Origin of the sequence: Frigoribacterium sp. CFBP9029 (assembly GCF_034045305.1) — a bacterium.
GTDB lineage: Bacteria > Actinomycetota > Actinomycetes > Actinomycetales > Microbacteriaceae > Frigoribacterium.
The window spans coordinates 34,654-48,205 of the sequence record NZ_JAXCWB010000006.1 but is presented as its reverse complement, the minus strand read 5'-3'; the positions used below and the strand labels follow the sequence as shown (position 1 = coordinate 48,205).

Here is a 13,552-nt window from a genome sequence, read left to right as displayed (position 1 = left end):
AGGGTCGTGGCACCAGCACCACCATCCAGGTCTCGGGCACCATCGATTTCGACTCCCCGGACGAGCTCCGCTTCATCCACGGCGAGCAGACGCAGTACGGGTTCAACTTTCCTCGTCTTATCCTCGGCCCCGACGAGATGTTGGTCCGAGGGTGCTTGGAGCGTGGCCGAATGCTTGCATCGAGGAGAGCCCCCCTACACAGAGGACGGTGCGACTAGCTCGCGCCGTGTCTTACGCTGACCAAACGACTTCGACCAACTCTCAGAGGGTCAGCCAGACGCGACAGCCCCTTCTGCGACGGTGATCCCGGTTCCGACATTCAGACGATGGCTGTGTAGTCGTACCTGGCGTCGAGCACTCCCCAGTCGATCGTCAGCTCCACTTTTCAGGTGCTCGACGAAACCATCGGCCCGGGCCGCGTGTTCGACCGCAAAGTGCGCCTGTGGGAGATCGCGGAGGGCTGCCAACTGATGGACTCCCACGAGGCGTTCAGGGTGCTGATCCGCCCGTGGTCCCGCGCATCACCGCAGGCGATGAAGCCAGGGCGAAGGCTCTCCCGAACGATCGGCAGGGCCTTCGTCGCGGGCGACCCAGCGACGGTCAGAGTGCCGCGGGGAACGCGTCGCGCCGCCCGTACACGGTCAGCGCCAACGCCACGACCCCGGACCCGATCATCAGCACGGGCAGCACGAGGCCGTCGGCCGCGGTCAGCAGAGCCGCCCCGACGATGCCGGCGAAGAAGATCGCCACGTTGAACGCCACCGGCAGGAACGCGTTCGCGACGTCGGCGTTGTCTCCGCCGACGGTCGTGAGGGCCGCCTGCAGCTGAGCCGACGCCCCGCCGAACGTCACGCCCCAGAGCACCGCAGCGACGACGACGGCCGGCACCGACGCGTGGCCCACGAGCAGGATCACCCCGGCGACCACGAAGAGCGCGACGCTGCCGTGCAGCAGCGCACGCGGGTACCGGTCGAGCAGCGCCCCGGTGACGACGATCCCGCCGATCGAGGCGACGCCGTAGATCAGCAGCATCACGTCGACGCCGAGCCCCGAGTCGCCGGCCCGCAGGTACGGCGACACGTACGTGTAGATCGTGTTGTGCGCGAGTATCCAGGCCGCGATCACCGCGAGGATCACCGCGATGCCGGGGATGCGGAACACGCACCCGAGCGACAGGCGCGCCCCCTCGGGTGCCGGTGCGGCGTCGGGGACGACCGCGGCCACGAGCGCGAACACCACGACGCCGATCAGGGTCAATCCGCCGAACGACCAGCGCCAGTCGAAGGTCATGCCGAGCCACGAGCCGAGCGGCGTGCCGAACGCGAAGCCGACGGGTGCGCCGGCCGAGACGATGGCGAGCGAGAGACCGGCGCGGCTCGGCGGGCTGATGCGGCGGCCGTAGGCGGCCAGCATGCCCCAGATCACGCCCGAGAAGGCCCCGGCGACGAACCGCGACACCAGGGCGAGTGCGATCACGGGCGAGAGGGCCGTCACGGTGTTCGCCACGACCAGGCCGGTGATCGCGATCAGGAGGAGCGGCTTGCGTCGCATCCCCCGGGTGAGCGCGATGGCCGGCACGGTCGCCAGCACGGTGCCGAGCGCGTAGGCGCTGATGAGCAGACCCACGGCCCCTTCGCTCGTGTCGAGGCCGTCCGCGATGACGGGCAGCAGGCCCGCCGGCATCGTCTCCATCGCGACGAGGATGAACCCCATCGTCGCGAGGACGACGAGCGAGAGCAGCGGCAGACGGTCGACGGGCGCGGTGGGGCCGGAGGCGCGGGTCGAGCGGGTGGGGACGGGCGCGGTGGCCATCGTGAGGTCCTTTCGGGCGCGGAGCCGCGCCTCCTCGGGGCGTGCCCGGTGGCGGGGAGGATGCCGCGGGGCGGCGGAGGGTGGAGGGTCAGGAGGCGGTGTCGATCGCGTGGGCGCGCTCGACGATGTGCTCGGTGGCGGCCCACGAGGCGAGGAGTCTGAGGCCCTCGTCGGAGGGCGAGCCGGGCACGGCCGTGTAGACGGTGAGCGAGTGGCCCGGGGTGTCTTGCAGCTCCATCGCCTGGAAGTCGAGTTCGAGCAGTCCGACGACCGGATGCCGGAACTGCTTCGCGCCCGTGTAGTGGCGGCGGACGTCGTGCGCCGCCCAGCGGGTGCGGAACTCGTCGCTGCGGATCGAGAGCTCGCCGACGAGCGCGGCGATCCCGGCGTCGTGGGGGTCGCGCCCCGCGTCGCGGCGGAGGATGGCCACGTTGACGTCGGCCGCGCGCTGCCAGTCGGGGTAGAAGTCGCGCGCGCCCGGGTCCAGGAAGATGTAGCGCGAGTGATTGCCGGGGCGCAGCGTGCCGCGGTACATGTCGGAGTACAGGGCGAAGCCGAGCGTGTTGGCGGCGACGAGGTCCATGCGGGTGTTCGTCACCATGGCGGGCGCGCCGGTCATCGCGTCGAGCATGTGCTGCACGGGCGACTGGGCGATCTTCCGCCCGGCGCCGACGGGCGGCCTGCGACGCGACGGGGCGAACGCCTTGGCGAGGTCGTGGAGGTGGTCGGTCTCGGCCTGGTCGAGCCCGAGCGCACGGGAGATCGCGTCGAGGACGCTGTCGGACACCCCGCCGAGGTTCCCCCGCTCGAGACGCGTGTAGTAGTCGACGCTGACACCGGCCAGGCGGGCGACCTCGTCACGCCGCAGCCCGGGGACGCGTCGACGCCCGCCGGCGCTGACGACGCCCGCCTGCTCGGGCGACAGCCGTGCCCGGCGTGAAGCGAGGAACTCGCGGACCTCGGCTCGTTCATCCATGTCACCGACCCTAGAGCCGCCCGCCAGGCCCAGCCAGGCCCTGCCGGAACCCCCGTCCGGCGGGCCGGGCGAGCGGAGACGGACCGGCGCGGGCGGGCCGTGCCTCCTCCTCTTCGGTCAGCCGCGGGGGAAGCGCGCGGCGCCCGCCGTCGCCGATTCGGGCAGGTTGCTCGCGGCGAGCGGCTGGCCCGCCGACACCGCGGTCGTCCACCCCTTCGTCGTGGCGACGGCCGCGAAGTTCGAATCGAGGAGGGCCATGAGGGTGCGGTGCACGGTCTCGGCGTCGACGTGGCCGGCGTCGTTCCCGAGGCTGATGGCGCCCGTCGCGTCGGACAGCACCTCGGCGGTGATGCCGACCGCCTCGGCCCCGGCGGCCGAGGCGAGGATGCAGTTGTTCGTCATGTACCCGACCAGGGTGACGGTGTCGAGCGAGTTCTCGTGCAGCCAGTCGAGCAGGTCGGTGTCGGCGAAGACCGAGCTGTACTGCTTGGTGATCGACTTCCAGTCGGAGCGGCGACGCCTCTCGATCTCGGGGTGCAGGGCGAACGCCTCGGTGCTCGGATCGAACACGGGGGAGCCCTCGCCCGACGTGTGCTGGAACACCACGACGGGGATGCCGGCGGCCGAGGCGGCGTCGATGGCCTCGGCGACACGGGCCAGGGAGTCGTCGACGGAGGGGTACTGGATCTCGAGCGGGCCGGCGAAGTACTCCTGCTGGACGTCGACGACGATGAGGGCGCGGTTCGGTGTGGTCATGGGGGCTCCTTGTTCGAGGGCGTCGGCGCGGGATGCGATCCACCGACGATCCTCCTCGCGGGGGGCGCCTCGCACGAGTGGCCCGTGTGCGTCGATACGATGGATCCAGGCCATCGAGGAGGTCCGCCCGTGAAGATCGCCGTCTACGCCTTCGAGGGCGTCTCCATGTTCCATCTGTCGGTGCCGCAGATCGTCTTCGACGAGGTCGCCCGCCAGGGGCTCGGACCATGGCGGACGACGCTGTTCTCCGAGCGGGCCGGATCGATCACGACCGCCGAGGGCTACTCGCTCGGCGGCGTCGCCGGTCTCGACGCCGTGGCCGACGCCGATCTGGTCGTCGTCCCGTCGTGGGTCGACGACGGCCGCGAGCCCGGCGCCGCGTTGCGCCGGGTCGTGCTCGCGGCGCACGACCGGGGTTCGACGATCGTCGGTCTCTGCCTCGGCGCCCTCGCCGTGGCGGACCTCGGCCTGCTGGAGGGTCGCAGCGCGGTCACCCACTGGCACGCCGTCGAGGGGCTGGCGCGGAGGCACCCGGGTATCACCGTCGAGCCGGGCGTCCTCTATCTCGACCACGGCGACGTGCTGACCTCGGCGGGCACCGCCTCCGGCATCGACGCGTGCCTGCACGTCGTCCGGACCCGCCTCGGTGCGGAGGCCGCGAACAGGGTGGCCCGCAGCCTGGTCGTCGCACCGCATCGCGAAGGCGGTCAGGCGCAGTACATCGAGCGACCCGTCGCGCAGCATGCGGCGACGGACCCGATCGCGGTCGCGACCGCCTGGGCCCTCGAGCATCTCGGCGACGAGCTCGGCGTCGACCGTCTGGCGTCGGAGGCGCGGCTGAGTCGCCGGACGTTCGTGCGGGCGTTCCGGGCGTCGACCGGCACGACACCGGCCGCCTGGGTGCGATCACGACGCCTCGACGAGGCGCGACGCCTGCTCGAGACGACCGACCTCCCGATCGACCAGGTCGCCTCGTCGTGCGGGTTCGGCAATCCCGTCACGCTGCGGCAGAACTTCGCGAGCGCCTTCGGCAGCACGCCGTCGAGCTACCGACGCCGGTTCGACGCCCGGGCGTGACCGGCAGGGTCAGGCTCGCGAGGCGCAGCTTGCGATGAACGCCATGAGCGGGGTGGCGTCGTCGTCGGTGAACAGGATGTCGAGCGCCTTGTTGAACTCGAACTTGCGCGCCACCGGGAGGCTGACCGCCTCGTAGCCCTCGGACATGAGCAGCCCGGTCATCATCAGGCGGGCCGTCCGCTTGTTCCCGTCGAAGTAGAACTGCGATCTGGTCGCCGAGACGAAGTAGCCGAGGGCTCGTTCTCGGGGATCGTCGAGAGCTTCGAGGAAATCCGCCGACGCGGCGAAACGCCCGGCTAGTTCGCTCTGGGGCACACCGACGACCAGTCCGCCGGAGGCGAGTCGGACCGTGCCCCCGCCTCCGACGTCCCCCTCGCCACGGAAGCCGCCCGATTCGATCGCCTCATGGATGGCGACACGGCGATGGAGATCGTCGGAGACGCTCTTCGACAGGCTGAACGAGCCGGACGCCACGAGCTCGTCGAGATGGGTGTAGCCGTCGACCAGGGCGAGCACCTGCTTCTCGTCGTCGAGGGGCCGGCCGCCGACCGTCACGCCGTCGAGCAGCGTCCGCACCTCGGGGAGGGTGAAGGTGTTGCCCTCGAGTGCCGCGGCGTTCCAGACGAGATCGGGTAGCGACGCCCTGAATCGGTGGCGTGCCCGCTCGATCGACGAGCTCTCGATGCGGTCGAGGGGCACGCGGGTGATGTCCCAGCGGACGGCCGTGGCGGCGAAGGTCTCGTCGGGGGTCGTCGCCCGGAGGCCCCTGCGTGGTGCGCCGGCTCGCGCCTCGGTCGTAGCGGCCGGGGGGCGCCCGGGCCGTGTGCGGTACCCGTCGGCCCCGAGTCCCCGTGACTGCTCGTCTGTCATCGTTCTCGCCGGAGGTGCGCCAGAGCGGCCGAGCGAGGTGCCTCGCCGAGCCCGACGGCGTCGATGTGCGCCTGGATCGGCGCGACCAGTCGCACGGAGTCGATCTCGAGCGCACCGGCGAACACCGACGGGTGGGCCGGAGTCAGGATGAGGTCCGACAGCCCCGCGAGACCGGGGCGGAAGGAGTCGGCGAGCAGTTGCGCGACGCGTCGCGGCTCGGGTGTCCAGAGGATGGTCGGCGCGTCGGCGTCGATCTCCATCGCATCGAGCGCCGCCCAGCCCGAGAGTGCCCAGTCGTCGCCGGAGGCGGACCCGGCCGAGACGAGGCGATCCACGTAGCGAGCGTCGCCCCGCAGATGGATCGAGCCCTCCCGCTGGGCGGGCGCCGACGCCCGGCCGGCCTCGTCGATGAGCGCGACCTGCACGTCGGCCTCCGAGCCCGCGGCGACATAGCGCTGCAGTCGTTCGCGCCACGCGGTCGCGGAATCCGACCACTCGGCGACGTCGGGATCACCCAGGGCGGCTCTCGCTGCGACTGCGGCGAGGGGATCGCTGACGGGGATCAGCGCGGCGTCGATGTCGAATCCGCAGGCGAGGGCCAGTTCGCGCAGGTCGTCGATGCGAGGGGGGCGCCCGCCGAGCACCCTGTAGAGCGTCGGGCGGCTGAGCCCTGTTCTGGCCGCGAGCTCTGTGGCACCGAGCAGGGTGGCCTGACGGGCGCGCGTCGGCAGCTGCTGGAGATCCATCACACGATCGTATCAATTCTGAGACGAATCGTCATCGAGTCTCAGAACTGAGACGGTGATGATCTGGACCGATTCGAGCGCTCGCGACGCTCTCACCCTCGATAGGGGGTCTAATGGGGGTGCGGCCCGAAGCGCACCGACAGCGTCACGACTCGGGCTCGTCGTCAGAATCAGGCCGTCTCACCGTCGATCGGCGTCCATGACAGGAGCCTCCCGACATGACCACCCCGACCAGAAGGTCCGTCCACGCCCGCGCGGCGCGGCCGACGCCCACGTCGTGGACGGTCGTCGTGACCGGATCCGGCCCCGAGGGCGGCGATCGCACCACCGGCACGTTCACCGCCCACGGCTCGGCGGTCGACGTCGACACCCTGGTCGACGAGGCCCGCGAGCTGGCCGCCCTCTGGATGGCCGTCCGCCCGGAGGACATCGACGTGCGACTCGTGATCGACCTCCCCGACGACGCACGACGTCGCTGGGTGGCCGCGACCCGACCCGACCTCCCCGCCGAGGAGGCGCGGGTCGAGCAGCGACGCATCGCACGCGACCTCGGTGCGGCCGGCTACACCGCCTCCGCCCTCGCCGTGGCCTTCGACGTGTCGAGGTCGCGGGCCGCCCGTCTCCTGCGGGTCGATGCCATCGCGCTCGCACGCGACGTGACGGAGGCGGCGACCCGCGCGCTCGACGGCAGCGCCGTCGACGACCGCGGCGCCGACGACCGTGCGCTCGACGAGCGGGTCGCCGGCGACCGCGTGGCCGACCTGCAGGGCGACGCTCAGTAGGCGACGCCCGTCAGGCGACGCCCGTCAGATGATGCCCGCCAGGCGACGCTCAGTAGGCGACGCTGAAGTGCGCGCGGCGGTGCTTCGGGGTGTCGATCTCGTCGACGATCGCGAGGGCGAAGTCCTGCCCGCTCACGGCCGAGACGCCCTCGGCGTCGGTGAAGGCCAGGTCGCCGCCGGTGCGGTACTCGCCGCGCGCCTCGCCGGGGGCGTACGCGCCGAACAGCTGGGCGGGCGAGACGAAGAACCAGTCGAGGCTGTCGTCCGTGCCACCGAGCAGCTCGAGCACCTCGTTCATCTGCTTGGCCTCGCTCGCGAACTCGGGGGGCAGCTGATCGGTGTCGGCCTGACGCGGGCCGCCCTCTTCGAGTCGGAGCGAGCTGTAGCCGCCGACGACGCCGAAACGGACGCCGTGCTCGGCCGCGAGGGCGGCGAGGGCCAGATCGGCCTCGACGATCTTCCCGTCGAGCTCGCCGCGGGGTGAGAGCGACGAGACCACGACGTCGCTGCCGGTGACGGCACGGAGGCGGGCCTCGGCGTCGAGCATCGAACCGGTCTCGTAGCGGACGCCGTCGACCCGCGCCTCCTCGGCGGGGACGGAACGGCTGAACGAGACGACCTCGTGACCGCGCGATGCGGCCTCGCGGACGATGGCGCTGCCGGCGTAGCCGGTTCCTCCGACGACGGTGATGGTGCTCATGGCGTGCTCCTTCTTGTGCTGGGGCTTCCCCGCTGCGGGGTCGCACGGCTACGGTAGATCCATTAGTCACTCTTGGGAAGTAGGCACTTCTTGGTAACCGACCCCTCTCTCACGCTCGACCCCTATGCCGACGGCTGCCCCACGCGGCGGGTGCTCGATCGCATCGGCGACCGGTGGACGGTCCTGATCGTCGGCACCCTCGAGTCGGGCCCGCACCGCTTCACCGAGATCCGCAAGAGCGTGTCGGGCATCTCGCAGAAGATGCTGACGCAGACGCTGCGCGGTCTCGAGCGCGACGGGCTCGTGACCCGCACGGTGTTCGCCGAGGTGCCGCCCCGCGTCGAGTACGAGCTCACGACGGCCGGTCGCACCCTCTGCGCGCCGCTCAAGGCGCTCGAAGAATGGTCGATCGAGCACTTCGGCGACGTGCGAGAGGCCTGGGGCGAATACGACGAGCGGATCGCCTAGGAGGCGCGGGTCGGGTCCCCGTCGGCACCGGCGCGCCGGCGCGACCCTGGCAATCGGCCTGCGCTTCCGATGCATCCGCATCGATCGCACCGATCCGTGAGATGGTTGAGACAAGCAGACATCCCGGTGGATCCACCGGTCCTGCATGCAGATACCGTCCCCTGCCTGTGCCGCCTCCCGCGGCATCTCAAGTGCCTCCTCCCGACGGTCGCCCTCTCCCTGAACCGAGTGGAGCCGACCACGGTCGCCAGGAGCCGGGACACCAGCCGACGGCACCCGTGCCGCCCGGAAGGACCGCACCATGAAGACCATCGTCAAGGGCACCATCGCCACCGCCACCGGCGTCACCCTCCTCCTGGGAGGCGCGGGCACGTTCGCGCTCTGGAACACCAGCGCCGAGACGGCCGGCGGCACGATCGTCTCCGGTGGCCTCGAGGTCGAACCCAGCGCCGAGGCCGCCACCTGGACGGTCAACGGAGGCGCACCGCAGTCGACCATCGCCGGCTACCCGATCGTGCCCGGCGACGTCGTCGTCTACTCGCGCGACATGACGGTCACCGCGCACGGAGACGGCCTGAACGCGGCCTTCACCCTCGACCCCGCCTCGATCGAGGCCAGCTCGACGTCGTCGTCCGACGTGGCGCTCGCCGACTACCTCTCGTCGACGGCCCAGCTGACCGCCACCGGCGACGGCATCACGACGACCCCCGACGCCGTGACCGTGACCGGGCGCGACGGCCTCGAGGAGGACGTCACCGTGGCGGTCACCATCGAGTTCCCGAAGAGCACCACGGTCGGCTTCGAGAACGACACGCAGCTCGGCTCGGTGGACCTCGGGGCCGTCGCCGTGACCCTGACCCAGATCTAGTGGGCGCCCGCGGCACGTGGCTCGTCGTGGGGGTCGTCGCGACCGTCGTGGCGGCCGTCGTGTCGCTCGGCGAGGTGGGCGGCTCGTCGGCCCGACTCAGCGACTCGGCCAGCACCTCCGACGGTCCTGTCGTCGTGACGTCGGGGTCGGCGTCGCTGACCCTCGACGCGCTCGCCCTGCCCGCCGACCCGCTCTACCCCGGGCTCACCCTGCGCGGCCCCGTCACGGCGACGAACACCGGCACCGTCGGGCTCTCGCTCGGGGTGGCCGCGGCGACCGTGACGAGCGTCCACGCCGACACGGCGCCCGTGCCCGCCCTCCTGCTCGGGTTGGGCACGGCCACCTCGGCGACCGACTGCCGCGCGGGCCGCGCGGCCTCCGTCTGGTCGGGCACCGCGACCGATCGACCCGCCGCCGCGTCGGCGCCGACCAGCGTCGTCCTCGCCGCGGGGGAGTCCCGCACGCTCTGCGTCTCCGTCGCGATGGGCGACGACGGTCGGAGCACCTCGCAGGGACTCGGCGATCTCGCTCTCACCCTGCGTCTCACCGGAACGCAGGTCTGACCGTGCCCACGAACACCCGACCGCATCGCGGGTCGCGCCGGCCACCGAGCCCGCGCCGCTCGGTGCGTCGCGCCCCGGTGTGGGGCGCCGCCCTCGTCGTCGCCGTGCTCACGGCGCTGATCGCCGTGCCCGCCGAGGCGACCTGGACGGCACCCGTGCAGACCGCCTCGGCGACCACCTCGACGGGTCGGCTGGCCGTCGCGCTGACCGGTGTCGAGAGCCTGGCCACGACGTACTCGTCGTCCGCCCTCTCGCACCTGGCGACCGTCACGGTCGCCAACACCGGCACCGTGCCCGCCCCGTGGACTCTCGCCATCACCCCCGCGGGCGGCTCGACCCTCGCCACCGCGACCCGCGTCTCCACCTGGCCGCTGGCCTCGGGTCGCTGCGGCAGCCGACCCGCCGACGCCTCGTCGGGGACGTGGGCGACGGTCGGCGCACCCTCCGGGACCCTGCCGGTCGGCGCCTCCTCGTCCTGGTGCGTCCAGACGTCGATCACCCAGGCCGACCGGTTCGACTCGGTGGGCCAGACGGCGAGGCTCACCGCCGTGCTCACCGCGCGCCTCGGTTCATGGACCAGCGCCGGCTCGGCGACGTCGACGCAGACCGTCGCCGACACCCTCACGCCCGGGGCGCCGACCAAGACCTCCGAGACGGACAGCAGCATCTCGCTGACCTGGGCCGCCTCGTCGGACTCGGCCGCGGTGTCCCGCTACGGCGTCTACCGCGACGGGGTGCTCGTCGGCACCGTGCCGGCGTCGACGCGCAGCTACACCGACACCGGGCTGGGGGCCTTCCGGTACTACGCGTACGCCATCCGCGCGCTCGACGCGTCGAACCCGGCCCGCACCTCCCCGGCGTCACCGGCCATCCGGCACGCGACCGCGTACTTCACCAACAGCGATCGGTACGTCGTCCGCGACGTCGCCACGAACCGGTGCGCGACGGTCGGCGGCTCGACGAGCGGATCACCGCTCTGGTCGAGCGGCTGCCGGGGCACCACGACGCAGCTGTGGCAGTTCGTCGCCGAGGGGCAGTACCTGAAGATCACCTCGCCCGCGGTCTCGGGTCTGTACTGGGACAGCGCCAGCGATCGCCAGTCCGTGCTGCGCTCGGACAACGCGATCAGCGCTCAGCGCTGGACCGCCGTGCCGGTCGGCACCGGGACGGGCATGTTCCAGTTCCGAGACAGGAACTCGCTGTGCCTGACCAGCACCGGGTCGGGTGTGACGACGCAGATGCAGGTGTCGGCGTGCACGTCGTCGGAGACCCAGCTGTTCACCCTCGGGGCGTCGTCGTGACTCATGCGGCGCCGCCGTCGGGGTCGCGCTCGCGGTCGGGCTCCCGCTCGCGGACGGACTCGGGCTCGCACGCGCGGGGCGGGTCGGATCGGCAGGGCCGGGGCCTCGGCTCGATGCTCGCGCAGGCCGTCGCAGTGGTCGTGCTGATCGGCGTCGTGGCGGTCGGGCTGCTCGCCGTGGTCGTGCCCCGGCTGGTGGGTGGCGTGCCGCTGACCATCCTGACCGGCTCGATGGAGCCCGGTCTGCCGCCCGGGACGCTCGTGGTGGTGCGCCCGGTCGATCCGGCCGACATCCGGGTCGGCGATGTCGTGACCTATCAGATCCGCCCCGGGGTGCCCGGCGTCATCTCGCATCGTGTGGTGGGGGTGACCGTCGGGGAGGCGGGCCGCACGTTCACGCTGAAGGGCGACGCCAATGCCGAGCCCGACCGCGACGCCGTCGTCGAGGGGCAGGTCATGGGCGAGGTCTGGTACTCGGTGCCGTGGCTGGGGCGGCTGAACACGGGTGTCTCGGCGGGGGCGCGTGCGTGGCTCGTGCCGGCCGTCGGAGTCGGGCTGCTCGGGTACGCGGCGTTCCTCACCGGGCGCGGCGTCGTCCGCCGTCGCCGCGCGGATCGGCAGGGCTGACCGCTCTATCCTGACGAGAGGGGATCGGCTGCGACGATTGGAACCGCGATGAGCATGGAAGGCGCGGCCTGGAGCTCGCTCTACAAGATCTCGAGCGCGAGAGACGGCCAGCACGGCATCTCCCGCGAGGCCGTGCGGCGCATCATGAAGTTCGCGGTGCCCTACCGGTCCAGGCTGGTGGTGTTCATCGCCCTGTCGATCGTCGGGGCCTTCCTCGCGGTCGCGACGCCGGTGCTGGCCGGCCGGGTGGTCGACGTCATCGTCGCGCGGGGCGAGGTGGCCACGATCGTGCGGCTCGCCGTCCTCATCGCCGCGGTCGCCGTGGCCGACGCCGCCGTGTCACTCGTGACGCGATGGTTCTCGGCGCGGATCGGCGAGGGCGTGATCCTCGACCTCCGCACCGCCGTGTTCGACCACGTGCAGAAGATGCCGATCGCGTTCTTCACGCGCACCCGGACGGGCGCCCTCGTGAGCCGTCTGAACAACGACGTCATCGGCGCCCAGCAGGCCTTCAGCGGCACGCTGTCGGGCGTGGTCACGAACATCGTGGCCCTCGTCCTCACCCTGATCGTCATGCTCAGCACGTCCTGGCTCGTCACGGTCCTCGCCGTGATCATGCTTCCCATCTTCCTGGTGCCCGCGCGGCGCATGGGCAGCCGTCTCGCCGCGCTCCGTCGCGAGGCCGCCGACCACAACTCCGCGATGAGCACCCAGATGACCGAGCGCTTCTCGGCACCCGGCGCCACCCTCGTCAAGCTGTTCGGCCGCCCCGACGAGGAGGCCGAGGAGTTCCGCGTCCGGGCCGCCCGCGTCCGCGACATCGGCGTCCGCAGCGCGCTGCTGCAGTTCGTCTTCGTCACCGCGCTGACGCTCGTCTCCGCGCTCGCCTTGGCGCTCGTCTACGGGCTCGGCGGGTTCCTCGCCCTGGCCGGTCAGCTGGACACCGGCGAGGTGGTCACCCTGGCGCTCCTCCTCACCCGCCTCTACGTGCCGCTGACCGGTCTCGCGAACGCCCGGGTGGAGATCATGAGCGCCGTGGTCAGCTTCGAGCGCGTCTTCGAGGTGCTCGACCTCGAACCGCTGATCACCGAGAAGCCCGACGCCGTCGTCGTGCCCGAGGGCCCGGTGGCCGTCGAGTTCGACGACGTCCGCTTCGCCTACCCGTCCGCCGACAAGGTGTCCCTCGCCTCCCTCGAGGAGGTGTCCACACTGGACACCCGCGGTGGCGACGAGGTGCTGCACGGTGTGTCGTTCCGCATCGAGCCGGGGCAGACCGTCGCCCTAGTCGGCACGTCCGGTGCCGGCAAGTCGACGATCGCGCAGCTGCTCTCGCGCCTGTACGACGTAGACGGCGGCGCCGTCCGCCTCGCGGGGACGGATGTCCGCGACGTGACCTCCGCCTCCCTGCGGCGCACCCTGGGCATGGTGACCCAGGACGGCCATCTGTTCCACGAGACGATCCTCTCCAACCTGCGGTTCGCGAGGCCCGAGGCGACCGACGACGAGGTGTGGGACGCCATCCGCCGTGCGCGGCTCGAGCCGCTCATCCGCTCGCTGCCCGACCAGCTCGACACGATGGTGGGGGAGCGCGGCTACCGGCTCTCGGGAGGCGAGCGTCAGCGGATGACCATCGCGCGCCTCCTGATCGCCCAGCCGCGAGTCGTCATCCTCGACGAGGCGACGGCGGCCCTGGACTCCACGTCCGAGGCGGCCGTGCAGGCGGCGCTGAGCGAGGCGCTCGAGGGTCGGACGGCGATGGTGATCGCGCACCGCCTCTCCACCATCCGCAGCGCGGACATGATCCTGGTGGTGGAGGACGGCTCCATCGTGGAGCGCGGCACGCACGACGAGCTGATCGCCGCGGCGGGCCGCTACGAAGAGCTGCACCGGACCCAGTTCGCCGTGCAGAAGGACGTCGCAGCCGACGAGGAGGCGCGGGGCGGGTCGTAGCCCCCGAAGCGTCGAGCCCTGCGCCGACGTCTCGCCGCTCTCCGGCGCGCAGGCGGA

General features: G+C 71.9%; 14 protein-coding genes. 8 read left to right on the top strand and 6 right to left on the bottom strand.

Annotated elements, in window-relative coordinates; genetic code table 11:
* Positions 1-600: 600 nt before the first annotated feature.
* The 3 genes from SOM11_RS09715 to SOM11_RS09705 form a co-directional block, all read right to left on the bottom strand.
* A complete protein-coding gene (locus SOM11_RS09715; protein ID WP_320477895.1) occupies positions 601-1,812 on the bottom strand; it encodes an MFS transporter in 1,212 nt (403 codons plus the stop codon).
* Between the two features lie 88 nt (positions 1,813-1,900).
* Positions 1,901-2,788 carry a helix-turn-helix transcriptional regulator gene (locus tag SOM11_RS09710; protein WP_320477894.1) on the bottom strand — a complete coding sequence of 296 codons (888 nt, stop codon included), beginning with the start codon at positions 2,786-2,788 and terminating at the stop codon, positions 1,901-1,903.
* A gap of 117 nt (positions 2,789-2,905) precedes the next feature.
* On the bottom strand, positions 2,906-3,544 hold the full coding sequence (locus SOM11_RS09705) for an isochorismatase family protein (protein WP_192060668.1): 639 nt from the start codon (positions 3,542-3,544) through the stop codon (positions 2,906-2,908).
* A 129-nt stretch (positions 3,545-3,673) separates the two neighbouring features.
* Between SOM11_RS09705 and SOM11_RS09700 the strand changes: the two genes are divergently transcribed.
* Complete coding sequence (locus SOM11_RS09700) at positions 3,674-4,621, top strand: GlxA family transcriptional regulator (RefSeq protein ID WP_192060667.1); 948 nt, start codon at positions 3,674-3,676, stop codon at positions 4,619-4,621.
* 9 nt (positions 4,622-4,630) lie between these two features.
* On the opposite strand, the gene SOM11_RS09695 is transcribed toward SOM11_RS09700, so the two are convergent.
* Both SOM11_RS09695 and SOM11_RS09690 read right to left on the bottom strand, forming a co-directional pair.
* Positions 4,631-5,491, bottom strand: coding sequence for a hypothetical protein (locus SOM11_RS09695; protein ID WP_197981939.1), 861 nt, complete (start codon positions 5,489-5,491; stop codon positions 4,631-4,633).
* Positions 5,488-6,237, bottom strand: coding sequence for a helix-turn-helix transcriptional regulator (locus tag SOM11_RS09690; RefSeq protein WP_320477893.1), 750 nt, complete (start codon positions 6,235-6,237; stop codon positions 5,488-5,490). Before SOM11_RS09690 ends, SOM11_RS09695 begins: the two co-directional genes overlap by 4 nt.
* A 218-nt stretch (positions 6,238-6,455) precedes the next feature.
* Here SOM11_RS09690 and SOM11_RS09685 point away from each other — a divergent pair, with 218 nt between their 5' ends.
* Positions 6,456-7,019 carry a hypothetical protein gene (locus SOM11_RS09685; RefSeq protein ID WP_320477892.1) on the top strand — a complete coding sequence of 188 codons (564 nt, stop codon included), beginning with the start codon at positions 6,456-6,458 and terminating at the stop codon, positions 7,017-7,019.
* A 49-nt stretch (positions 7,020-7,068) separates the two neighbouring features.
* On the opposite strand, the gene SOM11_RS09680 is transcribed toward SOM11_RS09685, so the two are convergent.
* On the bottom strand, positions 7,069-7,719 hold the full coding sequence (locus tag SOM11_RS09680; protein WP_320477891.1) for an NAD(P)-dependent oxidoreductase: 651 nt from the start codon (positions 7,717-7,719) through the stop codon (positions 7,069-7,071).
* A gap of 90 nt (positions 7,720-7,809) precedes the next feature.
* Here SOM11_RS09680 and SOM11_RS09675 point away from each other — a divergent pair, with 90 nt between their 5' ends.
* The 6 genes from SOM11_RS09675 (at position 7,810) to SOM11_RS09650 (ending at position 13,495) form a co-directional block, all read left to right on the top strand.
* The gene (locus SOM11_RS09675) at positions 7,810-8,187 is read left to right on the top strand and encodes a winged helix-turn-helix transcriptional regulator (protein ID WP_192060663.1); all 378 of its coding nucleotides are present in this window, start codon (positions 7,810-7,812) and stop codon (positions 8,185-8,187) included.
* Between the two features lie 301 nt (positions 8,188-8,488).
* The gene (locus SOM11_RS09670; protein ID WP_192060662.1) at positions 8,489-9,055 is read left to right on the top strand and encodes an alternate-type signal peptide domain-containing protein; all 567 of its coding nucleotides are present in this window, start codon (positions 8,489-8,491) and stop codon (positions 9,053-9,055) included.
* Positions 9,055-9,618, top strand: coding sequence for a hypothetical protein (locus SOM11_RS09665; protein WP_320477890.1), 564 nt, complete (start codon positions 9,055-9,057; stop codon positions 9,616-9,618). The genes SOM11_RS09670 and SOM11_RS09665 overlap by 1 nt, the downstream gene beginning before the upstream one ends.
* Positions 9,619-9,620: 2 nt before the next feature.
* Positions 9,621-10,919: an RICIN domain-containing protein gene (locus tag SOM11_RS09660; RefSeq protein WP_320477889.1), complete on the top strand. Its 1,299-nt coding sequence runs from the start codon at positions 9,621-9,623 to the stop codon at positions 10,917-10,919.
* 113 nt (positions 10,920-11,032) lie between these two features.
* On the top strand, positions 11,033-11,545 hold the full coding sequence (locus SOM11_RS09655) for a signal peptidase I (RefSeq protein WP_320477888.1): 513 nt from the start codon (positions 11,033-11,035) through the stop codon (positions 11,543-11,545).
* A 48-nt stretch (positions 11,546-11,593) separates the two neighbouring features.
* Entirely contained in the window at positions 11,594-13,495 is a 1,902-nt protein-coding gene (locus SOM11_RS09650; protein ID WP_320477887.1) for an ABC transporter ATP-binding protein, read from the top strand.
* Positions 13,496-13,552: the final 57 nt, after the last annotated feature.